The organism is Peribacillus sp. JNUCC 23 (assembly GCF_053653995.1).
In genome coordinates, this window is record NZ_CM132202.1 from 557105 (window position 1) to 581071 (window position 23967).

21 protein-coding genes are annotated in these 23967 nt (G+C 38.1%); 18 read left to right on the forward strand and 3 right to left on the reverse strand.

What is annotated here, in order from left to right; translation table 11 throughout:
* Positions 1-226: 226 nt before the first annotated feature.
* The 4 genes from JNUCC23_RS02840 to JNUCC23_RS02855 all read left to right on the forward strand — a co-directional run bounded on the left by JNUCC23_RS02840 (position 227) and on the right by JNUCC23_RS02855 (position 3899).
* Positions 227-1087 carry a carbohydrate ABC transporter permease gene (locus tag JNUCC23_RS02840; RefSeq protein WP_403074938.1) on the forward strand — a complete coding sequence of 287 codons (861 nt, stop codon included), beginning with the start codon at positions 227-229 and terminating at the stop codon, positions 1085-1087.
* Positions 1087-1905 (forward strand): carbohydrate ABC transporter permease, encoded by an 819-nt coding sequence (locus JNUCC23_RS02845; RefSeq protein WP_049679776.1) that lies wholly within the window; start codon positions 1087-1089, stop codon positions 1903-1905. The genes JNUCC23_RS02840 and JNUCC23_RS02845 overlap by 1 nt, the downstream gene beginning before the upstream one ends.
* 218 nt (positions 1906-2123) lie before the next feature.
* Positions 2124-2846: a ThuA domain-containing protein gene (locus JNUCC23_RS02850; protein WP_454214181.1), complete on the forward strand. Its 723-nt coding sequence runs from the start codon at positions 2124-2126 to the stop codon at positions 2844-2846.
* A gap of 30 nt (positions 2847-2876) precedes the next feature.
* Positions 2877-3899, forward strand: coding sequence for a Gfo/Idh/MocA family protein (locus JNUCC23_RS02855; RefSeq protein ID WP_454214183.1), 1023 nt, complete (start codon positions 2877-2879; stop codon positions 3897-3899).
* 509 nt (positions 3900-4408) lie between these two features.
* On the opposite strand, the gene iscB is transcribed toward JNUCC23_RS02855, so the two are convergent.
* Positions 4409-5464, reverse strand: coding sequence for an RNA-guided endonuclease IscB (gene iscB / locus JNUCC23_RS02860; RefSeq protein WP_454214185.1), 1056 nt, complete (start codon positions 5462-5464; stop codon positions 4409-4411).
* 259 nt (positions 5465-5723) lie between these two features.
* On the reverse strand, positions 5724-6341 hold the full coding sequence (locus JNUCC23_RS02865) for a YesL family protein (RefSeq protein ID WP_403074929.1): 618 nt from the start codon (positions 6339-6341) through the stop codon (positions 5724-5726).
* A 280-nt stretch (positions 6342-6621) separates the two neighbouring features.
* Here JNUCC23_RS02865 and JNUCC23_RS02870 point away from each other — a divergent pair, with 280 nt between their 5' ends.
* The 7 genes from JNUCC23_RS02870 (at position 6622) to JNUCC23_RS02900 (ending at position 15016) form a co-directional block, all read left to right on the forward strand.
* Positions 6622-7245: a hypothetical protein gene (locus tag JNUCC23_RS02870; RefSeq protein ID WP_454214187.1), complete on the forward strand. Its 624-nt coding sequence runs from the start codon at positions 6622-6624 to the stop codon at positions 7243-7245.
* Between the two features lie 347 nt (positions 7246-7592).
* Positions 7593-7856 (forward strand): hypothetical protein, encoded by a 264-nt coding sequence (locus JNUCC23_RS02875; protein WP_454214189.1) that lies wholly within the window; start codon positions 7593-7595, stop codon positions 7854-7856.
* Between the two features lie 134 nt (positions 7857-7990).
* Positions 7991-11119 (forward strand): glycoside hydrolase family 2 TIM barrel-domain containing protein, encoded by a 3129-nt coding sequence (locus JNUCC23_RS02880; RefSeq protein ID WP_454214191.1) that lies wholly within the window; start codon positions 7991-7993, stop codon positions 11117-11119.
* A 110-nt stretch (positions 11120-11229) separates the two neighbouring features.
* The gene (locus JNUCC23_RS02885; protein WP_454214193.1) at positions 11230-11514 is read left to right on the forward strand and encodes a hypothetical protein; all 285 of its coding nucleotides are present in this window, start codon (positions 11230-11232) and stop codon (positions 11512-11514) included.
* Positions 11515-11580: 66 nt separating this feature from the next.
* On the forward strand, positions 11581-11703 hold the full coding sequence (locus JNUCC23_RS02890; protein ID WP_454214195.1) for a hypothetical protein: 123 nt from the start codon (positions 11581-11583) through the stop codon (positions 11701-11703).
* A gap of 117 nt (positions 11704-11820) precedes the next feature.
* Entirely contained in the window at positions 11821-13560 is a 1740-nt protein-coding gene (locus JNUCC23_RS02895) for a glycoside hydrolase family 35 protein (protein WP_403074913.1), read from the forward strand.
* Between the two features lie 217 nt (positions 13561-13777).
* A complete protein-coding gene (locus tag JNUCC23_RS02900) occupies positions 13778-15016 on the forward strand; it encodes an alpha-L-fucosidase (protein WP_454214197.1) in 1239 nt (412 codons plus the stop codon).
* A gap of 329 nt (positions 15017-15345) precedes the next feature.
* On the opposite strand, the gene JNUCC23_RS02905 is transcribed toward JNUCC23_RS02900, so the two are convergent.
* The gene (locus JNUCC23_RS02905; protein WP_454214199.1) at positions 15346-16251 is read right to left on the reverse strand and encodes an AraC family transcriptional regulator; all 906 of its coding nucleotides are present in this window, start codon (positions 16249-16251) and stop codon (positions 15346-15348) included.
* Between the two features lie 268 nt (positions 16252-16519).
* On the opposite strand from JNUCC23_RS02905, the gene JNUCC23_RS02910 reads away from it, so the two are divergent.
* The 7 genes from JNUCC23_RS02910 to JNUCC23_RS02940 all read left to right on the forward strand — a co-directional run bounded on the left by JNUCC23_RS02910 (position 16520) and on the right by JNUCC23_RS02940 (position 23808).
* Positions 16520-17368: a sugar phosphate isomerase/epimerase family protein gene (locus JNUCC23_RS02910; RefSeq protein ID WP_062184698.1), complete on the forward strand. Its 849-nt coding sequence runs from the start codon at positions 16520-16522 to the stop codon at positions 17366-17368.
* Between the two features lie 22 nt (positions 17369-17390).
* The gene (locus JNUCC23_RS02915; protein WP_403074904.1) at positions 17391-18428 is read left to right on the forward strand and encodes a Gfo/Idh/MocA family protein; all 1038 of its coding nucleotides are present in this window, start codon (positions 17391-17393) and stop codon (positions 18426-18428) included.
* A gap of 273 nt (positions 18429-18701) precedes the next feature.
* A complete protein-coding gene (locus JNUCC23_RS02920; protein WP_062184692.1) occupies positions 18702-19694 on the forward strand; it encodes a Gfo/Idh/MocA family protein in 993 nt (330 codons plus the stop codon).
* Between the two features lie 33 nt (positions 19695-19727).
* Entirely contained in the window at positions 19728-20726 is a 999-nt protein-coding gene (locus JNUCC23_RS02925) for a Gfo/Idh/MocA family protein (protein ID WP_062184689.1), read from the forward strand.
* Complete coding sequence (locus JNUCC23_RS02930) at positions 20723-21706, forward strand: Gfo/Idh/MocA family protein (RefSeq protein ID WP_454214203.1); 984 nt, start codon at positions 20723-20725, stop codon at positions 21704-21706. Before JNUCC23_RS02925 ends, JNUCC23_RS02930 begins: the two co-directional genes overlap by 4 nt.
* A 72-nt stretch (positions 21707-21778) precedes the next feature.
* Positions 21779-22642 carry a sugar phosphate isomerase/epimerase family protein gene (locus tag JNUCC23_RS02935; protein ID WP_454214205.1) on the forward strand — a complete coding sequence of 288 codons (864 nt, stop codon included), beginning with the start codon at positions 21779-21781 and terminating at the stop codon, positions 22640-22642.
* A gap of 464 nt (positions 22643-23106) precedes the next feature.
* Complete coding sequence (locus JNUCC23_RS02940) at positions 23107-23808, forward strand: GNAT family N-acetyltransferase (protein ID WP_454214207.1); 702 nt, start codon at positions 23107-23109, stop codon at positions 23806-23808.
* The last annotated feature ends 159 nt before the right edge of the window (positions 23809-23967 follow it).

The window sequence follows — 23967 nt, forward strand, 5'->3', positions numbered from 1 at the left end:
AACTTGGTAAACAATTCAGTGGTGGAGTGGACATTCGACCAAGTAATTAACTGCGGATGGGCTGCTCCACCTTTTTGAACACGCACTAATATGTGTTTTTTTATCAGCTATTGTATCTAGCGTAAGCAGCCTAGCTCCCCGAGGTCACAAGTAACCCGGATCCAGAGAATGAAAGGAAAACTTCTGCGTGTCTCGGCTTACGCTTTTCAAAAAGGAGGCGTTTCAAATGAAAAACCGAGATTTATCATTTTGGCTATTTTTAGCTCCTGTGCTCGTCGCAATCCTCATCGTTGTGATTTACCCATTACTGACCGGTCTATATTATTCATTTACGAATTGGGACGGTCTTCGTATCTCGAAGTTTGTTGGATTAGACAACTATATCAAATTATTTCACGATAAAGAGTTTGGGGATGCATTCTGGTTTACAATTAAATTTTCCATTGCGGCCATTATTGTCATCAACATTATTGGGTTAGGGCTTGCGTTAATTGTGACTCAGCATATTAAGACAAGCAGTTTTCTACGTACGGTATTCTTTATGCCCAACTTAATAGGCGGCTTGATTTTAGGATTCATCTGGCAGTTCATTTTTACAAAGGCATTTGCTTCGATAGGCGAGTCGATTGGGGTTGAGGGTTTGCAAGGATGGCTTTCAACAACGGAAACTGGTTTTTGGGGCCTGGTCATTTTGACATCCTGGCAAATGGCGGGATATGTCATGATTATTTATATTGCTTATCTGCAATCTGTACCAGAAGAATTGATTGAGGCGTCGCAAATTGATGGAGCGAATAGATTCCAGCGCTTCCGAAACATTACAGTTCCTATGATTGCGCCGGCATTCACGGTTAGCTTATTTCTTACATTGTCAAATTCGTTTAAAATGTATGACCAAAACTTGTCACTAACAAACGGTGGGCCATTCAATTCAACGCAAATGGTTGCGATGGATATTGTAAAAACGGCCTTTACAGAAAATTCAATGGCGTATGCACAGTCTAAAGCGATGATCTTCTTTGTCACAGTCGCAGCTATTTCCTTGCTGCAAGTGTACTACAACAAGAAAAAGGAGGTTGAATTATAATGTTCAAAAACCGCAGACTCCTCCTTCTGGAAATTATCGGAATCCTTTTAGCGTTCGTGTGGCTTGTGCCATTTTACTTAATGGTAGTCAATGCATTCAAAACAAAACGTGATATCTTCGCAGATACGCTAGGTCTACCTGAAGAATGGACATGGGACAACTTTGTGCAAGCGTTTGTACAACTTGGCTTTATTAAAGCTTTTGGTAATTCATTGTTCATTACAGCTGTCAGCACAATAATTATCATCATTTGTTCAGCTATGGCAGCGTATGCATTATCAAGAAATAAGAGCAAGCTTAGCACGGTGATTTTCTTTATGTTTGTAGCTGCAATGCTGATTCCTTTCCAAGCGGTTATGATTCCGCTCGTATCACAGTTTGGTCAACTTGATATGCTGAACCGCAGCAGTTTGATTTTCATGTATTTAGGATTTGGAGCGAGTCTATCCATATTCCTTTATCACGGGGCATTAAAAGGGATTCCGGAATCGTTAGACGATGCAGCAAAAATTGATGGTTGCAATAAATTTCAAACATTTTGGTACATTATTTTTCCACTATTAAAACCGATGTCGGTAACGGTCGGAGTATTGAATGTAATTTGGATTTGGAATGATTATCTATTACCATCCCTCGTTATTGGAGGAAATGGGACGGAAACCATTCCGCTTCAATTATTCTTCTTCTTTGGGCAATATACGAAACAATGGCATCTTGCGTTAGCAGGATTATCGATTTCCATTTTGCCTGTTATTATTGGGTATTTCTTTGCCCAAAAACAAATCATTAAAGGAATTGCAGATGGAGCGGTGAAATAATAGGAGTCTCCTTATTATTCCGCGTTTAACGGGCAGTAAGACCTCCACCTCAAGCTTATGAGGTACAAAGAAGCTAGGTGGAGGACAACTCTGCCCGTAAAGGTTCGATTGATTCAACTAACCATCAGTGGGGGATGACGAAAACCTCCACTGATGGAAGTTTTACTTTATCTTTAATGTAGAAAAAAGTGAGAGATATAACAAAGGAGTAGATGAAAATGAAGGTAGTTGTTTGGAACGAATATCGTCACGAAAAAACCAACCCGATTGTTGCTGAAGTGTATCCTGATGGGATTCATCAAGCAATTGCGTCTTTTTTGAAGTGTGAGACTCGAGATATTGCGACCGCAACGCTTGATGAAGAGGAGCATGGATTACCGGATCATGTTCTTTTGGAAACGGATGTTTTAATTTGGTGGGGACATACGGCCCATGACGAGGTATCCGATGAAATCGTAGAAAAGGTGTACGAGCGTGTTCTTAATGGTATGGGATTAATCGTATTACATTCTGGACATTTTTCGAAAGTGTTTAAAAAACTTATGGGGACCTCATGCGATTTAAAATGGCGTGTGGCGGATGAGAAGGAACGTTTATGGGTCCTTGATCCAAGCCACCCAATTACACAAGGTATTGGAGAGTATATTGAACTTGAAAAAGAAGAGATGTATGGGGAGCATTTCGATATTCCGGCACCAGATGAACTGCTGTTTATGAGCTGGTTCGAAGGTGGAGAAGTATTCCGAAGTGGATGTACATACCGTCGTGGAAACGGGAAGATTTTTTACTTCCGACCTGGTCATGAAACATATCCTACCTATCATCACCCTGATATTCAACGAGTGATTACGAATGCTGTTGAGTGGGTTAAGCCGGTAGAACGCGCTCGTCCTGTTTACGGAAATGCACAAGCGTTGGAAGCTATATCTGGAAAAAAATGAGAGAAGACAAATTGAAAGGGAGAGAGAATGATGAGTCTATTAAAAATTGGTGTAATCGGTTGTGGCAGTATCGCAAAGAACCGCCATCTACCAGAATATAAACTGAATAATTCTGCAGAAATCATAGCAGTTTGCGACATTGTAGAGGAACGGGCTCAAGAGATAGCGGAAATATATGAAGCAAAGGCATATACTGATTTTATTGAACTACTGAATAATCCTAGTATTGATGCTGTTAGTATTTGTACCCCAAACTATCTTCATGCTCCAATGACCATTGCTGCTTTAGAAGCTGGGAAGCATGTTCTTTGTGAAAAACCGATGGCGACATCACGTGAAGAGGCAGAGAAGATGATTGCTGCAGCAAATAAAGCCGGTAAGAAATTAATGATCGCCCATAATCAGCGTTTTGTAGATTCCCATCAAATAGCGAAGGAGATCATCGCAAGCGGAGAAATAGGGAAAGTCTATAGCTTTCGTTCAGCATTTGGTCATGCAGGTCCAGAGTCATGGAGTGCTGACGGTAAAGCTAGCTGGTTTTTTAAGAAAGATCAAGCATTTATCGGGGCAATGGGTGATTTAGGGGTTCATAAAACAGACTTGCTTCGCTATCTATTGGATGAAGAATTCGTGGAAGTAGCAGCATTTGTTAAAAGTAGTGCGAAGGAAAATAGCGATGTAGACGATAATGCCACCTTTATTTTGCAGACAGAAAGCGGAATTATTGGGACACTCGCGGCAAGTTGGGCTTATGTACAAGAAGATAACTCGACGATTATTTATGGTGAAAAAGCCATATTAAGGCTAGAGGATGACCCTGAGTTTTCTTTGATTATTCAACGAGCTACTGGGCAAGTTGAAAATCTGAGATTAGGAAAAATTCAATCGAATGAATCGGGCGGCCAGCATGATACACAGGTGATCAGTCAATTTATCATCAGTATTAATGAAGATAAAGAGCCACTCATCAATGGACTGGAAGGAATGAAATCGTTAAACGTCATCCTGGGAGCCTTGGAATCGAATGAAACGAAGAAAATAGTCCGATTATAAGTGCATGTTCAAAAAAGGAGGGAGCAGTCTACCTCTCTCCCAGATTATTGCAAGAGTGAAGTCCTTTTGATAGGACATTATGTCATTTTTTGAACACGCCCTTTAAGTTATATTTAGGAAAAAATTCTGTTTTTAGTTCCCACAATAGAGAAAGTGAATAAAGAATTTTTAGATAACAAAAGGTTGTTAGGATTCGTCATCTTAACAACCTTTTGTTTAACTAGCTTCCTGAAAGAAGTCCCCTTCCTCAAGGAACAAAATGAGTAGGGAAGGGATGAATTTCGGTTAGACGTTAGCCGAAAGGTTCTCGACATATTGCCAGTTATTATTGTGATTGAGAAACTCGCAATCGTTTAGATTAACCTGTTTGTACGACTTATTAGGCTTCGTGATGTAGCTCCCATGAATATCTTTGACATATGCCATACCTGTTCCCGTAAAGCCCGTAATATATCCAATTCGCTCATACACTCGTACTCGATCATTCAGATATAATCCTTTCAGTTGTTTCACATTTTTTTGTTTCGCTTGCTCTCGATATTCTTCGTCTTCCGACCTTTTCTAGCTGTGGCCTCATGCAACGAACGTTTTTTCTTACGAAATTGCTTGATGAAGAAGATAGAATCACTCATTTGCTGAATCGTTTCTATTCTACTGATTGCAACCGCATCATTCGCATGAGTTTTTTCTAATCCTAACTCTTTCCTTCGTGGTGTAGTGACTGACCCATACGTCACGTTAGCCTTGGGATACTTTGTGAATACTCGTTTACGGAGGATATTCATAAACGTCCCCTCTTTGTATGAAGGTAATTTTTTGCCTTCTTCCATCCACTTCCACAATATTGCACCCTTTTGATGATTCTCATGCGTATGACAATCGGTACATACTGTAATTAAATTATCAGCTCGGTCACTTCCTCTATGTGAACGATACACAATATGATGTGTATTCAAAATACCGCCCTTTTTCTTACACACTTGACATGTATAACTGTCCCTTGCGAATACAAAGTAACGGACATCGTGATAGCCAAGTGTTTGCCCTTGCTGATACTCTTCACCTTGTATCTCTGGATTCATCATCTTCTGAATATCGAATTTCCCCACTTCGATCGTTAACACAGGATTGGGTACAAGAGATAAAAACGTATCGATCCAGTGAAACGTGTTATCTAATCGACATTGTATACTTGGCGGTAGCCAATTTTCGTGACGCTTACGGTTGTCAAATCGTGGCTTTCGATATCGGCATTTTCGATTACGTCTACTTCTTCGATACATACGTCTTGTTTCTAGTAAACTCTTAACATCTTGACGTACTTCTATCTCTCCTTTGGCAAGTACCTTGTCACGGGTCGTAACCGCTAACCCTGTGTGTTTAGCACCTAAATCGATCCCAACATGAATCGATTGTTTATAGCCACTACTTCCATATAGTAGTTGGATCGTAAATGGTTGATAGCTTACGATATTTGCTTTCTTTCGTTTGAGTAAGAGCCTCGCTTTTCTCGGTTTGCATGGCATTAATGCTTCCCCATGCTTATTAAGTGTGAATACGAACATGACGTATTCCCTCCTTTTGGAGTTTGTTTCCCTTCGCCAATGTTGGAATGGCTTTGCGGTAAAACCGCCAAACTAGGTTGACCGTTCCTCCCCATTCAGAACTATTACAGAGCCTACACAGAGCAACGGACTAGGGAATCATCCGAGGGTGTGATCGCCATCCCAACGTAGTTTCCGTAAAACTTAGGCTAGACAACCAAAGGCTTTTTAAAAGCCCCCACTTCAAGATTCGTTAGAATCTAAGTGGTGGGTAGTTGACCTAGCTTTCAGAACCCTCTTGCGGAATTAACTTTGCAAATTTAAGATCAGCGATCCAGTAAATAAGATATGCAGAAACGCTAAAAAAGAAAAAGAAAATCAAAAATGAGAAGCGCAATGATAGAATCGTCCATGCACCAAGAATAATCATACAAAAGATCGTTAAGTGAATTTTGTATAGACCAACTCGGAGGCTAGAAATACATAACCCTTTGAATGTTGTAATCATGTTGACCATAAGTGGGTAAATGCTTAAGAACGATAAAACAAACAAAAAGCTAACAAATACAGTAGCAACATAAATGATTATTTTGTATGGTGAAGCCATTTGATTAACAAATAGGAAATCAACCACTAATACTAAACTGATAAACGTAAAAAGAATGCCAACAAAATAACTTTGCTTCCAATTTTCAATAAACATTGTCTTGAATTGAGAAAAAACGGCTACCTCTTTACGTTGTCTCCACTGTCGTACTACCCCAAAAAGTGCAGCGAGTGCTGGGAAAATCGTAATAATAGGGATACAACTTAGAATAAATAAGATGTTTAAATACATGAAGTTATATAACCACATACCTACTCGATATAAACGACCGTCTATACTAAAAATTTTCATCACCTCATTCAGACGGAAATAACTGACAATTAATAATATTGTAACAAATGATAGGTTTACATACAATGAAATAAGAACAGAAGATTGATAGGAAACAGTAGGATTTGACTACGAAAAGATGAAAGGAATTAATTTGACGCTATAGTGATTGCGGATAATAGATTGTGAAGTTTGAATGAATTTCTAAGAGAATTCTTAATGGTTGTGTATTTTTGTAAGAAAGCGCTTTATAATGTTAATTGTATGCATGATATAATCAAGAAAAAAAGGAGAGGGTTTATTGAAAAAGTTAAAAGAACAATTGCGGCCTTTATCGATGAAAGAAAAAATAGAGTATTTGATTGAATATTATTCATTTCATGTAATTGGTGTAATTGTTGTCCTTTGCTTTCTTGCGATGGGCTTCAATACTTTTGCAAATCAACAAAAGGAATTGTTATCAATTCATATTGTTAAAGATAATATTATCGATGACCAAGCAAAAGAATTACGAAATGAGCTAGAAAAAGGATTACTGGATCATAATAAAAAGAAGCTATCCGTTCAGGCAATAAATACGAGCGATATCCCGAATAATTCAGAAGCAGTATTAAAACTCCAAAAGCTAGCGGCTGAAATAGCAGCGAAAGAAGTGGATGTTCTTCTTGTAGATAAAGAAGTCTTTCAACAATTTAATGAAGATGGTAACTTATATGATTTGAGTAATTTTCATGTGTTTGATGATTGGAAAGTAAGAAAATATCCTTCGGTTAAAGACCCGGAAACGATAACCGGAATTGATGTTTCAAAGATCCCTTATCTATCCTCAATCGTTACAAAAGGAGAACCCCTTCTATTGGTTGTCATGGCAAATACTGAACGGCTGGACGGGGTGAAAGAATTCGGCGATCTTCTTGATGATTGAGACGAGCAAACATTCCTAGGAGATTATTTTTCATAGATTCTTGTTATTGCATATGTTGCGTGTTTTATAGTAAAGGTGAGCAAACATTCATCAAAAAGAAGTGCGGTTCATAATTACAGAATCTTTCAATAATTTCTAGATGAAGGATTTAATTATCGTAAGCCTGCCATATATATTCATCCAATTCCACTTGAAGAGAAAGGATCATCTGTTCCAATCCATAAAAACATTACGATAGGGGACAATATCTTTTTCATGCATCATGAATGTGTTGTTTCAGCAGAAAATGTTGAAAATTTAATCATCAAAAATAACCGAATAGTAAGACACCCCCAAGCGAGTTGACAATGGGTATAGAAAGTGGAAATGACTTCTCTTTATCTAGTGGCATTCAAACAGAGTACACCAGAGTTCATGATGTATTCTATGAATTTGACACATGTAAGGGTGTTGTAATAGAAGGAAATACCGATGAACAACAATTTCCTTCATATATTAGGATGAATACTATGAAGGGACAAGATCTGCTCATTACAAATGGTCAGGAGCTTATAGCGGATTCGCGTTTATCTTATGATGACTCGTTCAACAAATTTGATGTTCCAAATTAAAATATAGGATCTGTTATTGATCATCATTCCTTTGAAACACTTGAGATAGAAGTAGTGTTGGAAACTTTGTATTTTGAACGAGATACACGAGAACAAATAATGAAAAAATATATATGATAGTGAGGGAATCTGAATTGAATAAAACCAGATGTAAGAGTAAAGAGAGGTTTGCATATACACCCCCAAGTAATGGCTATCCAGAGTGGAATAATAATCCGGAAATTTTTCAACTAAATCGATTGCCTGCTCATGCTACAAGTATGCCATTTCTGACGATGGAAGATGCGCTGTCTGTAGATCGCATGGCATCACCAAATTGTAAACTATTGAATGGTGAATGGCAATTTTCCTTTTCAAAGAATCCTGAAAGTAAAAGCCAAGGTTTTTATCAAGTCGGTTTTAATGAAAGTCAAATGAAACAGATTCAAGTACCATCTCATTGGCAATTTCAAGGGTATGATTATCCGCAATATACGAATGTTCGTTATCCTTGGGAAGAACAAGAGAAGATAAAAGCGCCCTTTGCTCCAACAAAATATAACCCAGTTGGTCAATATAGTACATACTTTGATATCCCGAAAGAGTGGGAAAATCAACCTGTATATATCCACTTTGCAGGAGTAGAATCTGCTTTTTACGTATGGATCAATGGAGATTTGGTAGGGTACGGTGAAGATAGCTTTACACCGAGTGAGTTTGATATCTCTCCTTATTTAGTAGAAGGATCTAATAAGCTAGCGGTTGAGGTTTATCGTTGGAGTGATGCAAGCTGGTTGGAGGATCAGGATTTTTGGCGTTTAAGTGGAATCTTTAGAGATGTTTATCTATATACGACACCTGTCGTTCACGTTTCTGATTATTTTGTACGAACAGAATTGGATGAACAATATGAGAATGCAGACCTTCTAGTCAACATGAAGGTATCTAATTATGCTTGCTCGTCCCAAGAGCCTGTAACAATTGAAGCATATTTGTATGATCAAGATGGTCAAATAATTTGTAACGAGATAGTCGTAGAAAATTATTTACAAGGAACGGAGGAAGCGGAGCTACGATTTGAGAAAAAAATAATCTCTCCTTCCCTTTGGAGTGCTGAACAACCAACACTATACTCATTTGTTATTGTTGTAAAGAGTATGGACGGGACGATATTGGAAGCACAGAGCTGTAAAGTCGGTTTTCGGAAAATTGAAATTAAAGACAGCCTTATGTTGATAAATGGGAAGAGAGTGCTGTTCAATGGAGTAAATCGTCACGAGTTTTCACATCTTAGAGGCCGATCTATTACGAAAGAAGATATGCTTCAAGATGTTATCACAATGAAAAGGCATAATATTAATGCGGTTAGAACGTCACATTATCCGAACCACCCATACTTTTATGAATTATGTGATCAATACGGATTATATGTTATTGATGAGACAAATTTAGAGACGCACGGTTCATGGAGCTATGGACAAACAGAAATTAATGATGCGATCCCTGGGGATAAAGAAGAATGGACGGCAAATGTTATTGATCGATGTCATTCCATGCTACATCGCGATAAGAATCACTCTTCTATCATTATTTGGTCGCTTGGCAATGAGTCATTTGGTGGAAGTAATTTTATTAAAATGAAAGAACATATGAAAAAGGAAGATCCAACTCGCCTTATTCACTACGAAGGTGTAGCGCATTATCGTCCGTCGAGTGAGGCTTCAGAAATTGAAAGTATGATGTATGAACATCCATTGAAATTGGAAGAGTATGCGCTGAATGCAGAGAAGAGCGATGTTCCTGCAAAGCCTTATATCGTTTGTGAATATGCACATGCAATGGGGAATTCTGTAGGGAATTTGTATCAGTATACGGATTTATTTAATAAATATCCGATTTTACAAGGCGGTTTTATTTGGGACTTTAAAGATCAAGCCATTCAAACGACTGCTGAAACAGGAGACTTATATTTAGCGTATGGTGGCGATTTTGGCGAATCACCACATGACGGTAATTTCTCAGGAAACGGTCTCGTGTTTGCTGATGGCTCATTAACACCGAAGATATTTGAGGTGAAGAAATGCTATCAACCAATTGATGTTCATTTTGAAAATGGCATATGTACTATTGTGAATAAACATCTTTTCACAAATATCAATGAATATGAATTAAGATGGACGATGCTTAGAGATGGGGAAGAGATTGGAAGTGATCAAGTAAGCTTTTCTTGTGAAGCATTAACTTCAAAGGTCATTGACTTAAATGATGTAATCACGAAATTCGTGAAAGACGGCGGTGAATATATCATAACTGTAAGTTTCCATTTAACAAAGGATCAACTATGGGCTGAAAAAGGCTATGAAATTGCATTTGATCAATTTGTCCTATCAGATAGAAGCTTAAAACAATTAGAACCGAGTCAGTCGTTCCAAACAATTGAGGAAACGAATGAAGAATTACAATTGAAAGGTGAAGCATTTGATCTTGTCATAAGTAAATCAACAGGGTTGATTACTTCGTTAAAGAAAGATGGAATCGATGTATTAGCGGATTCAATTGTACCGAATTTTTGGAGAGCGCTTACCGATAATGATCGAGGCAATAAATTAGATCAGCGTGCTGCTATATGGGAACATGCAGGTGAAAAGGCTATATTACAGCAGTTAGATGTGGTGAAAAACACAGACAAAATCGTAAGCGTAAAGACAGTTTTTGAATTACAAACATCTCCAATTTCATTATGTAATATTGATTATGAAATCACTGGAGATGGTGAAATTCGAGTTCGTTTTGAACTGATTCCAAATAAGGCTCTGCCAGAAATTCCGGAAATTGGGATGCTCGTTCCATTAGTTAAATCATTTGAAAATATTGCATGGTACGGGAAGGGCCCACATGAAAATCATTGGGACCGTGAGAAGGGTGCGAAGGTAGGGCGTTACGTTTCCGCAGTAACGAACGAATTTGTACCATATATAAAACCACAAGAAAATGGGAATAAAACTGGCATTCGCTCTTTTGAAATTAATAATAATCTAGGAATCAATCTTCAAGTAACAAGTGATTCATTACTAGAGGTAAACGCAGGTGGCTATTCGGCAACAGAGCTACAAGAAGCAGGCCATCCGTACCAATTGCCTGAACGAACAAAAACGTATTTACGGATCAACCATAAGCAAATGGGTGTTGGTGGAGATGATTCCTGGAATGCAAAGACGCACCCTGAATTCACAATATTTTCGAATCGGTCATATCAGTATTCATTTACTATGAAACTAGGATGAAAATAAAATGTTTAAGTGCGTGTTCAATAAGGAGGATAAAAAGAGCCGAGAAGTTCTGCGAGTGATCCTTTCCGCATGCAGTAATACGTGAGGACCAGAGAGAGAGAGCTTTGATGCAATCGCAAGCTTTTTTACCAGACTTTTTAAACATCCTCTTTAAGAATGGGAGAATGTTATATGAATCTTTTATCCTAAATGAAGTCAATCTTTCAAAAGCTATGAGTATATCTTATGAGGAGCTGAAAGAAGAGCATATTCAAGACTACCAACATCTTTTCAAGCGTGTTGAATTTTCATTAGAAGAGGTACTTGATACAGATGAAGGAGTGAAGAAATACAGTACTTCTGACTTAGAAATGGTTGAATTATTACCCGCCCTTCCATCGACATGGTGAAAAGGCTCATTATCTGGTGTTCGCACTCGCGGAGGCTCTGAGGTATCGATATCATGGGATCGGATGTTGGTCCGTAAATTGGGTGTGAAATGTAAAGCGGATATTCTTTTTACATTTGAATCAGAGGATTCGATCATCGTTTGCGAAGAAGGAAAAGAAGATAAAAGAATAGAAGCGGTAGACGGGTGATCTCTCTTGAGATGGTTAAAAACCAAAAGTGTCAGAGTCTCTTTCAACAGGCATTAAAAGAGACGGTAAAAGTTTAAAGATAGGCATATACAACTTTAGAAGAAGGAGAAATTGTCAATGTTAACGTTTAATGAAAAATCATTTTTAATGGATGGTAAAGAAACTTTATTATTAAGTGGTGCGATGCATTATTTTAGAACAGTACCTGAATACTGGGAAGATCGACTTATCAAACTGAGAGAATGTGGATTTAATACAGTAGAAACCTATGTTGCATGGAATATACATGAACCAGAAGAAGGGAAATTTGTTTTTGAGGGCATTGCAGACATTGAACGTTTTATTAAAACGGCTGAGAAGGTCGGCCTTCATGTCATTGTTAGACCTGGACCTTATATATGTGCAGAGTGGGAATTTGGTGGATTTCCATATTGGCTCATGACAGTTCCGAACATCAAATTACGTTGTTACAATGAGCCATATTTAGAAAAAGTAGAGGCGTATTTCAATGTCCTATTTAAGCGCTTGCAGCCATTATTACGTTCAAATGGCGGACCCATTATTGCTATACAAGTAGAAAATGAATATGGGAGCTTCGGGAATGATCAAAAATACTTAAAATATATGCGTGACGATATCAAGAAAAGAATAGGTGATGAACTGATCTTCACGTCTGATGGTCCTGACCACAGTATGTTAAATGGTGGAATGATTGAAGATGTGCTTGAAACCGTGAATTTTGGATCGCGAGCGAAGTCGGCATTTGAACAATTAACGCTTTATCAGCCGAAAGCTCCATTAATGTGTATGGAATTTTGGCATGGCTGGTTTGATCATTGGGGGGAGGAGCACCATACAAGATCCTCGGACAATGTTGTGGAGGAGTTAGAGGAGATATTGCAACAAAATGGATCTGTTAATTTCTATATGGCACATGGTGGGACGAATTTTGGTTTTTATAATGGTGCAAACCATAACGAGGCCATCTATCAGCCTACCATAACTAGCTATGATTATGATGGGGTATTGACGGAATCAGGAGATGTTACAGAAAAATTCTTTGCTGTACGGAAGGTTTTTGAAAAATATGTTGATTTGCCAGAGATGAAATTACCGCCAATCATAGCGAAGAAACAATACAGTGAAGTCCAATTTACGGAGCGTGTTGCATTGTTAGATTCATTGAATCATCTTTCTGCTCCACAGCATAGCCAAGCTCCTTTATCGATGGAGTATTATGGCCAGGACTATGGATTTATCGTTTATGAAACAGTTATTAAAGGAGCTTATGGCAAACAATCCATGACCGTTCAAAATGTCCATGATCGTGGGCAAGTCTATTTGAATGGCAAGTATGTTGGGTTAGTCGACCGAATTAGTGGCGAATCTCGGATAGATGTTGATATTACTGAGGAAGAGACAACGTTGCAAATTATTGTCGAGAATATGGGACGTATTAATTATGGTCCATTCCTTGTCGATTTTAAAGGGATAACAGAAGGGGTAAGAATGGGGAATCAATTTTTATTTGATTGGACGGTTTACCCAATCCCGTTAAATGAAATCAATCATTTGCAGTTTTCCAATTGTGAAACGGAAGAAAATCATCCCTATTTTCATCGAGGTATCTTGACAGTTAATGAGGTGGCCGATACGTTCATAGATGTGTCGAACTGGACAAAAGGAGTCGTGTTTGTGAATGGTCACAATCTTGGTCGATACTGGGAGGTTGGTCCGCAACAAACACTTTATGTACCAGCACCATTCTTACATGAAGGAGAAAATGAGATTATTTTATTAGAATTACACAACCATAAACAAGGTGTAACATTTGTTGATACGCCCGTTTTAGGATAATCCTTTCGGAAAGTGGCACTGCATTTCAATGTAGTTGAACTTTTATAAAAAAAGAAATTATTGAAGGATAAACCGAACAATACATTTTGATTTGGAAATTATCTGTAAGAGAAATTAAGCGAGCTTATATTTTAAAGTGATTAAAACTATATTTTGATTGATTAAAAAAAAGTTTCAATTTAGATATGAAATTTTAACCGTTAGGTGGTTTTAATAGATGGTTGAAACAAAGATTGCAGTACCGACAGAACAGCAAATTGCATGGCAAAATCTTGAGTTAGGAATGTTTGTCCACTACGGGATTAATACCTTTTGCAATCAAGAATGGGGAGAGGGCACGGATTCACCAAGCCTATTTAATCCGGCAGAACTGGATGCAAGACAATGGGTAAAACTTGCCAAAAAGGCAGGATTTAAATACTTTATTCTTACTGCTAAGCATCATGATGGATTTTGCCTTTGGCCAACAGAAACAACGGACTATTCAGTTAAGAATAGTCCGTGGAAAAATGGTCAAGGTGATATTGTCCGAGAATGTGCAGAAGCTTGTCAGGAAGAAGGGATCCTTTTTGGGATCTATTTGTCACCATGGGATCGCCATGAACCTTGTTACCAGGACAAGCAGGCATATGATGATTTTTATTGCAGTCAATTAACTGAACTTTTGACAGGATATGGATCTATTGTTGAGGTCTGGTTCGATGGTGCTGGCTCTGAAGAAAGAGAGTATGATTGGGCACGAATTATAGGAGTTGTAAAAAAAAATCAACCTGATGCGATGAGATTTAACATGGGACAGCCGACTATTCGATGGGTAGGGAATGAAGACGGTGTGGCACCTTATCCATGTTGGAATTCAAAGGGAAAAGCGAGAACAAGTATGTTTACAAATGAAGAAGTAAATTGGCTACCTGGAACACCTGAATGGCTTCCGGCTGAGTGTGACGTTCCGATCAGGAAAAATCATTGGTTTTGGCATCCTAACGATGAAGATAGCCTTCTCTCCATCGATGGATTACTTGATATCTACTACCATTCAGTTGGGCATGGGACGAATTTATTATTAAATATTGCACCTGATAATAGGGGATTAATACCTAAACTTGATGAAGATAGAGTACTAGAATTCGGTAATGAAATAAAAAATAGATTTTCAAATCCGCTTGCCGTTTGTACTGGAGAAGGAACTGAACTGATTTTGGAATTACCATCTGAACTGGATATCGATCATGTAATCCTGAAGGAAGATATCCAATTTGGTGAACGAATAGGAAAATATGAAATTCAAGCTTGGCAAAGTGGCACCTGGCATAACGTGGCTAATGGATCAGCAATCGGGCATAAAAAAATTGATGAATTAGGATCGATTCGTACAAATGCTTTAAAATTAGTTGTATCTGAATCAATCAAAACACCGAAGATTTTAGAGTTTTCCTGTTTCAATACAGGGAAGTAGCCTGTAACAGGAGTAGAAGATGAATCACTTATAGTGCTGATCTGAGCTACCAGTTTACATACTTATACGACATCTAAGATCAAGCAATGCCCTTTGGCCCAAGTGAGCTGAAGGGCATCGCTTGTTTTTTATGATAATTAGAGGCTTGGCGAAGGAAATGGAAAATGTTAAACTGCGCGTAAATCTCAAATCTCGCTCGAAAAGTGTAGATTTCCGCACGAAAATATGCAAATCTGGCGCACAAATTCGATTTCTGGCTCGTAATTGTTTTGTAAATATCCGGAAAAATGAAAGTCGAACGTAAAGTTCTCCTATTGCATCACATGGATCTATAAAATGCGTGATAGATTGCGATATTTGCTTGGAGAAATTCCTTCATATTTTCGGAAGAGACGACTAAAGTAATGAATGTCGGCATAACCAATTTCTCTCCCGACTTCTTCTATTGAAAGGTTGGTTTCACGTAACAGTAGCCTTGCTTTACGGAGACGAATCATCTGCACATATTCGCCAGGCGGCATGCCCGCAATCTTTTTGAATATTTTACTCATATGGTCATCATTCATATTTAATTGTTTTGCAAGCATTTGATTGGTCCATGGTTCGGAGGGACTTTCTTCAATTACCGCCATTAATTCAAGGATTCGATCGCCGTGCAATGGAAAATGAGATGGATTATATTCTGTTTGCGTACGTAACAAAAGACCAAGAATATTTAGCAAAAGTGCTTTGCAAATCAAGGTGTAACCGAGAGGACGCATCGTAAATTCATGCACAAGTTGTTTCATCAATTGAACACATGATAATGAGGGTGTGTATAACGGATTAGTCGAAAGTGGAGCAAATGATTCCGCAATGGCTTCAATCCCGAACTTGTCCAACTGTACAGCTGACTCATTAACAACGATATCTGCTTCAGTCTGAATATCCAAATCACCAAAAAAGTCAAAGTGAATCCCAAGAAATTGTGCATTTGGAGATGAAATTACCTCATTTTGATGATAAACGCCTGCAGGTATGAAAATCAATTGTCCAGCAGACAGGGTATAGCGTTGGCCATTGAGTATTGTTGAAGCTTCACCTTGTTGGACATACAGTAATTCGAAATCGTAGATACGTCTTTCTGGTAATTGGCCAGGAGGCAGCTTTTGAAATTGTGCATAGTGAATGCTTGGCGACCATTCACTGAAAGAAGCATACTGTCGTCTGGGAAAAATTAAGTCGGGATTGTACAAAAATGACTCTCCTTCCTCTAAATTTTTTCTATAAAAGGTTGTTATACTAATTGTAGTTAGTTAATTAATAGCACACTCAAACTTTAATATCAATATAGTAGGTATTGTGCAAAAGTAGTACTATGGTCTAACTTCATCCAAGTCTTTAGTTGATCGATCGGATGTAAGCGTAAACATACATTAGGAATATCAGTTATATTGGAAAAAGTGAGATTGCTGAATATGTATTTATTTATGAAATGAAACGATTATTAGGGAGGCATTTAAAATGAAAAAAGGTATTAATATTTGGTCTTTTCCGGAGGGCATGTCAATCTCTGAATGTAGCCGCATTGCTAAAGATGCAGGCTTTGATGGGATTGAATTGGCATTAACTGAAACAGGTGAATTGGGACTGCAAACTAGTGATGAAAAAATTAGAGAAATCCGTGCTTTGATGGATGATATTGGGCTTGAAATTTGTGGGTTTGCGACGGGATTGTATTGGTCCTATTCTATGACAAGTGGAGATGCCAAAATGCGCCAGAAGGCAATCGATATTTGTAAAAGGCAGTTAGAACTTGCAGCGGCATTTGAAGTCGATACTATTCTGGTAATCCCAGGGGGTGTCAATGCAGATCTTCAATCAAATGACAAAGTTGTCAATTACGAAAAGGCTTACGAGTTTGCACTTGAAGCGATGCAAGAATTGTCTAATGATGCTAAGGCATCAGGAGTCAACATAGGTATCGAGAATGTATGGAATAAATTCTTACTGTCGCCACTAGAAATGAGAAGTTTTATTGATACTGTTGGGTCGGAATATGTTGGATCTTATTTCGATGTTGGTAACGTCGTGTATTCAGGGTATCCAGAACATTGGATCCAAATCTTAGGGGAACGGATTAAAAAAGTACACTTAAAAGATTACCGTCGTGAAGTGGGCGGGCTTGCAGGTTTCGTAGATCTACTTGCGGGAGATGTAAATTATCCAGCAGTCATTGATGCACTTCGTGATATTGGTTATAGCAACTATGTTACAGCAGAAATGATTCCAGCGTATACACACCATTCCACACAAATTATCTATAATACTTCTAGATCAATGGATGCTATTTTAAGAGGTTCTGTGAAGTAAGAAAAAGAAAGGAGAAGATAGTATGTTAAAAGTAGGATTAATTGGTTTCGGTTTTATGGGGCATATGCATTTTGAAAATTATCTCCGTTTGGCAGCAGAAGGGGTTCCAATAGAATTGACAGCGATCTGCGATATTCGTATAGAGGAATTAAAAAATGAAAAAGTGGTAGGAAATATTTCAACTGACCAATCGTCCTACGACTTATCGTCATTCCGGTTATATTCAGATATGGAAGATATGTTAAAAAATGAACAGTTAGACATTATAGACATTGCATTGCCTACCTATTTACATGCAGATGTTTCGTGTGATCTATTAGAACGCGGTTATCATGTATTTTGTGAAAAACCAATGGCGTTAAACTCTGTTGAAGGAACCCGTATGGTAGAAACTGCAAAGAGAACTGGAAAAAATCTAATGATCGGTCAATGTCTGCGTTTTTGGCCAGCGTACGAATACTTGAAAAATTGTGTTGAGGATGAACGCTACGGAAAAGTAACCAGCGGGTATTTTTTCAGAGGTGGCGCGACCCCAAATGGCTGGTATAGAGAAAAAGAAAAAAGTGGTGGCAGTATGCTGGATATGCATATTCATGATACTGATATGATCCATTGGCTATTTGGTAAACCAGAAAAAGTATCTTCACTAGGACGCACCGTCGTTCCGGGTAGTGGCTATGATATTGTTTCAACCAACTATATATATGAAGATAACAAAGTGTTGAATGCTCAGGCGGACTGGACTTTACAAGGTGATTATGGCTTCTCCATGACTTACCGTGTTAATTTTGAACGAGGAAATATCGTATTTGAGAACGACCAAGTCAAAGTAAATCCAAATCATGCATCAGGTTTTATCGCAGAGCTTTCATCAGACAGAGGATATTATCGAGAAATTAGTTATTTCGTCCATTCTATTCTCAATAATACCCTAATCTCAGTTGCAACACCTGAAAGTACATTAGGATCTCTCGAAATAATTGAAGCTGAAATTTGTTCAGCTGATAAAGATGGAGAAATCGTAATACTTTCTGACAAGACTATCACGGCGAGCACATAATCGGACCAATATTTAAATAGTCTAGCATGCTATGATACGTTACATTGACGAGTCGACTTTCGACTATGGGGTGCATATATTCTGAAATCCGGAATAGAATTCATTTCGGATACTTTGAACACTGGGTACACATGCAATTGGTGAAAATCTTGTGAATTAGGCTGAGTTAGACTTACCATATTTCGCTATGTACTTTAAAACGATAGTGTGCGTCATGGATGTAATTTTAGCAATCGATCCAACGATACAAAGAGTATAGGGGGAGGAAATAATTTGGAAAACGTAAAAGTTGGTTTTATCGGAGTCGGTGGCATTGCTGCGGTGCACTTAGAACATATCAACCAAAATGAACATGCAACAATTGTAGCGGTATGTGATATTTCCACCGAGAGAGTAAAGCAAGTGGGAGAACAGTATGGAGCCAAAAGTTATACCGATGTAGATGAAATGCTCGAAAATGAAATAATAGACGCACTATTTGTTTGCGTTCCGCCTTTTGCGCACGGGAATATCGAAGAAAAAGCAGCTGCACGTGGGATTCATTTAATGGTTGAAAAACCACTGGGACTTGAGATGGAAAATGTCATAGCGAAAGCAAAAGCAATTAAGGAAGCTGGGATTATATGCGCATCGGGTTATTGCTTACGTTATTTGGATACGATTTCAAAAGCGAAAGAGTACTTACAAGATAAGCAAATAGCAATGGTACGTGGTCATTATATTACATCATTTGTGCAAACGCCTTGGTATCGCGTAATGGATAAGTCGGGTGGGCAATTAGTGGAACAATCAACGCACACGCTTGATTTAATCCGTTATTTAGCAGGGGATGTGAACACTGTCTATGCAAATATGGCATTGCAAGTGATGGGGGATATTCCAGATATCGATATACCAGATGTGACATCGGTAAATTTAACGTTTGCATCAGGTGCGATTGGAAATCTTGTTTCTTCTTTTACACAGGCAGATCATTATTCCGGATTAGAAATTTTAGGGCGAGATTTTAGAGTAGTGCTCGATAATACAACTTTACACATCATTGATAAAGACACAACCATTTCCTATAAATCTAAATTGGACTTTTACGGAGAACAAGATCGTGCATTTATTGATGCTGTTCGTTTTAACAAAAAGGAATTAGTGTTAGCTCCTTATGAAGAAGCGGTGAAAACGTTAGCTGTCACACTAGCTGCGAATACATCCAGTGAAACAGGTCAGGCGATTCATTTATCGGAATTTATGTCAGCTTCTGCCGTTTGTTAATGCCAAGTAAATGAAAAATGAGGTGTGAAAAAGATGAGTAGAGTGGCTGTTGTTGGTACAGGTACAATGGGAACTATGCATTTGGAAGAATGGGTAAATGTGAATGGATGCGAAGTGGTTGCGGTCGTTGGTCGAACCAAACAAAACACAACCCATCTTGCAGCACAGTATAATGTTAGAGGCTTCGATGATTTACAAGAAGCGCTTCGGCAAATACCAATTGATATTGTTGACGTCTGTGTTCCGACGCATCTTCATGAAGAAGTGGTTCAGATTGCAGCACAAGCAGGGAAAGCGGTTATTTGTGAAAAACCATTAGCAGTAAATTCTAAAGTGGCGAAAAGAATTGTCGATATATGTGAGCAATATAATGTTCCTCTTTGTGTTGGGCATGTATTACGATTTTCTCCTGAATACATTGAAGCGAGAAAGCAAGTGTTAAGTGGTGCAATTGGACAACCCGGTATCATGAGATTATCAAGATGTGGCCCATATCCAAAAGGCCATGATGTGTGGTATAACGATGAATCCAAAAGCGGCGGCATTGTATTAGATTTGGGTATTCATGATATTGATTGGCTCCGTTGGACATTTGGCGAGGTTGAGCGCGTAATGGCGAAACAGATCAAACGAGAGAATCTTGAATATGCACTTATTACATTAAGGTTTGAATCGGGAGTAATAGCCCATCTAGAGGTATCATGGGGCTCAAAAAAATTTGTAAGTTCCTTCGAATTAGCCGGAAGCAAGGGGATGATTGCGTATCAAAGCCGTGATCAAGAACCAATTGTGTTAGAACTGTTTGATGAGGAAAAAGTGGGACAGGAAAGGGTTGCAGTTCCTAGCTATGTTGTTAGGCAAACACCTCTTGAAAAGCAACTTCAACATTTTGTTGACTGCATAGAAAATGGAATTACTCCTATTATTACAACAAATGATGCAATTAAAGCAATTACTATAGCGGAATGTGTAAGGTTTTCAGCAAAATCAGGACAACCCGTAGAACTCAAAAAGGGAGGTGTCTTGAAATGAAGATAGGGATCATTAGTTTTGCCCATATGCATGCTGTGAGTTATGCCGATCATTTAACTGAACATTCAGATGTCGAGCTAACCGCTATTTGGGATGAGGATATAGAAAGAGGAAGTAGAATGGCAGAACGTTTTCGTTGTGAGTATTATTCTAATCTGACTAGCTTTCTCGAAACAGATATTGACTCGGTAGTTATTTGCTCGGAAAACGTTAACCATAAAGAACATGTAATAGAAGCAGCGAAGATGAAAAAGCATATTTTATGTGAAAAACCAATTGCAACAGAAGTAGATGATGCAAAGGAAATGATTCGTGTCTGTGAGGAAGAAGGAGTTATCCTGCAAGTAGCCTTTCCGGTTCGGTTTGTCCCAGCTGTACAAAAAGTAAGAGAAGTGATTCAATCGGGAGCACTAGGAGAAATTGTAGCGATCCAGGCAACGAATCACGGGCAAATGCCTGGAGGGTGGTTTATCGAAAAAGAACGATCAGGTGGAGGAGCAGCTGTTGATCATATTGTTCATGTGATGGATCTGATCCGATGGATACAAAATGATGAAGTGAAACAAGTGTATGCCGAACTAGATACAAGATTTTATGATATCGCTGTTGAAGATTGTGGGATTGTTACATTGGAGCTAGAATCAGGTACGATTGTAACGATTGATCCTAGTTGGTCTCGACCGAGTACATTCCCGACATGGGGGGATGTGAAGATGGAGATAGTCGGAACAAAAGGAACCATTTCGCTCGATGCTTTTAAACAGCATCTCGTCTTATATAATGATCAGCAGAAAAAAGTTCAGCATATTGGTTGGGGCGATGACATGGATCTTGGACTTGTAAATGATTTCATTGATTGTGTGAAAAGTAAGCGGTGTCCATCCATTACAGGAGAAGATGGGCTTCGTACATTGGAAGTCGTTCAGGCCGCTTATGAATCGAATAAATTAAAACAAGCTGTCACTCTTACTAGAATATAAAAGACCGTTTGTAGATTATAATCTCACATGTTTTTATTCATATACCGAAACTAATTACTGGGGTGAGCAGGCATGAAACTCGGTTTAAGCTCTTATAGTTTATTTTCGGCGTTGCAGTCGAAAGAGATTAATATTTTGGAAGCGATTCAGTGGATAGCAGATCAAGGCGGGGAACATATTGAAATGGTTCCGATGGGCTTTAGCTTGGATGATGACCCTGATTTGATTCATGCAATTCGTCAACGGGCAGAAAACGCAGGGATTGAAATTTCTAACTATGCAATCAGTGCCAATTTCATTACATCAACTAACGAAGAATATGAGAACGAAATTGAGCGAGTTAAGAAACAAGTAGATATTGCTAATCTTCTTGGTGTAAAACTAATGCGCCATGATGTGGCATCACGGCCAGTAAATGAAACTTCTATAGAACAGTTTGAAGAAGATTTGCCAAGTATAGTTTACGCATGTAGGCAGGTTGCAGATTATGCCGCAACGTTTGGAATAACGACAAGTGTAGAAAATCACGGATATTTCATCCAGGCGAGTGATCGAGTTCGAACAGTTATTAACCATGTTGACAGAACAAATTTTAAAACCACACTGGACATTGGAAATTTTATGTGTGTAGACGAGGATTCGGTTTCAGCTGTAAAAAAGAATATTTCATTGGCGTCCATGATTCATATCAAAGATTTCTACCTACGATCATCCTATAATAACCCTGGGGAAGGATGGTTTCCAACTACTGCAGGTAACTATTTACGAGGCGCAATAGTTGGTCATGGAGATATTGATATGCGAGAAATTGTGAAGATTATTAAACAATCAGGTTATGATGGGTATGTTTCAGTAGAATTTGAAGGGCTGGAAGAATGTAAGAAAGGGTCAAAAATCAGCATGGATAATTTGCGACGTCTTTGGGAAGAGGCATAAAAGGGAAGAATAGTTCCATGCGAAAGCAGTAGATTCCAAAGAGATCGCATTGATTTTTACCTATACAAAACAAGAAACAAAAAAGCCCGCAAAGCCTTTTTAGAAAGCTTTGTGGACTTTTTTTGTCTCTGGCTTACCATTCTGTTATGAAGCTTACTAGATTTTTAGCATAGTTGGCTCAGTATAGAAGCTTTAGTTATCTTCAACAATCGGGGCAATTCTAGAGCAGGAATTATCAGGCACTTTTTTTAATAAGGATTTAAATTTACTCCTGGAAGTAAAATAGTGAAATCACTTAAAAGGGAGAGGTAAAACTGGGTAATTTTAAATTCACTAATAGAATGTTAAGAATAATAAGGAATGCGGAAAACGAGGTTGAAATTGCTAAAAGTAAAGTGCTAAAGCCGGTACATTTACTTATAGCCTGTTTAAAGGAAAAAGCAGGTGTGATTGGGGAAATATATTTGAAAAGCACGTTAGACGTATATTCCTTAAGGGTTCAGATTGAGGAAAGGGATGATTCTATAGATCAAAAATTGACTAGCAGTTCCCTTTTTAATGTGCCCGTAACTGAAGAAGTTAAAAAAGTTTTTGAAGTAGCCATTAGTTATATGGAAAAATACAACCAAGTCTATCTGAATGAAGGTCATATCCTTAAAGCATTAATAAAAACTAATGTGATTGATCGTTTTTTAACAGATGAAAACAAGAAGATAATTTTAACTCTCGGTACTACCTCTCGAGATATGATTACACATCTTGGCAATTACAGCTTCCCAAATATAAATTCACAGATTGTTCGTAAAGTGAAGAATACCGATTTAAATAGGCTTGTTAAGTTTGTAGAACATAATTTTTCATACGAATGGTCACAAACAATAAAAGATGGTTTTTTATTAAGTGAACCTTCGATATATATAGCTATAGACACTGAAGGAGAAATAGTCGGTTTTGCTGCTTTTGATGTATATAAAAATAAAAAGTGTTATTTTGGTCCTATGGGAGTATCGATGTCTAATAGGATTAACGGGATTGGTTACTCATTACTACATCATTGTTTAAAAGATATGAAGGATATTGGTTATGAGTATGCCATTATTGGTGAAGCCGGGCCAATAGAGTTTTACGAAAAGGCATGTAACGCAGTTGTAATTCCATCAGCATAATAAATGACCATTCTTATATAACTATCTAGCTGAAATAGGATGCGATGATCTTCCACAAAAGGGCACAATTCTTGTATAAGGAATTGTGCCTTTTTAAATAATGATTCAATTGAATATAGTAAGAGCGTGTTTTGATCAATTTTTTTTTCAAAACATGCT

What these genes read in the sequence shown, in the direction of transcription:
- JNUCC23_RS02845 (WP_049679776.1), top strand. Translation starts at nt 1,087, where the DNA reads ATGTTCAAAAACCGCAGACTCCTCCTTCTGGAAATTATCGGAATCCTT.
- JNUCC23_RS02915 (WP_403074904.1), top strand. Translation starts at nt 17,391, where the DNA reads ATGTTAAAAGTAGGATTAATTGGTTTCGGTTTTATGGGGCATATGCAT.
- JNUCC23_RS02865 (WP_403074929.1), bottom strand. Translation starts at nt 6,341, where the DNA reads ATGAAAATTTTTAGTATAGACGGTCGTTTATATCGAGTAGGTATGTGG.
- JNUCC23_RS02900 (WP_454214197.1), top strand. Translation starts at nt 13,778, where the DNA reads ATGGTTGAAACAAAGATTGCAGTACCGACAGAACAGCAAATTGCATGG.
- JNUCC23_RS02875 (WP_454214189.1), top strand. Translation starts at nt 7,593, where the DNA reads ATGGGTATAGAAAGTGGAAATGACTTCTCTTTATCTAGTGGCATTCAA.
- JNUCC23_RS02840 (WP_403074938.1), top strand. Translation starts at nt 227, where the DNA reads ATGAAAAACCGAGATTTATCATTTTGGCTATTTTTAGCTCCTGTGCTC.
- JNUCC23_RS02935 (WP_454214205.1), top strand. Translation starts at nt 21,779, where the DNA reads ATGAAACTCGGTTTAAGCTCTTATAGTTTATTTTCGGCGTTGCAGTCG.
- iscB (WP_454214185.1), bottom strand. Translation starts at nt 5,464, where the DNA reads ATGTTCGTATTCACACTTAATAAGCATGGGGAAGCATTAATGCCATGC.
- JNUCC23_RS02855 (WP_454214183.1), top strand. Translation starts at nt 2,877, where the DNA reads ATGAGTCTATTAAAAATTGGTGTAATCGGTTGTGGCAGTATCGCAAAG.
- JNUCC23_RS02850 (WP_454214181.1), top strand. Translation starts at nt 2,124, where the DNA reads ATGAAGGTAGTTGTTTGGAACGAATATCGTCACGAAAAAACCAACCCG.
- JNUCC23_RS02925 (WP_062184689.1), top strand. Translation starts at nt 19,728, where the DNA reads ATGAGTAGAGTGGCTGTTGTTGGTACAGGTACAATGGGAACTATGCAT.
- JNUCC23_RS02910 (WP_062184698.1), top strand. Translation starts at nt 16,520, where the DNA reads ATGAAAAAAGGTATTAATATTTGGTCTTTTCCGGAGGGCATGTCAATC.
- JNUCC23_RS02930 (WP_454214203.1), top strand. Translation starts at nt 20,723, where the DNA reads ATGAAGATAGGGATCATTAGTTTTGCCCATATGCATGCTGTGAGTTAT.
- JNUCC23_RS02895 (WP_403074913.1), top strand. Translation starts at nt 11,821, where the DNA reads ATGTTAACGTTTAATGAAAAATCATTTTTAATGGATGGTAAAGAAACT.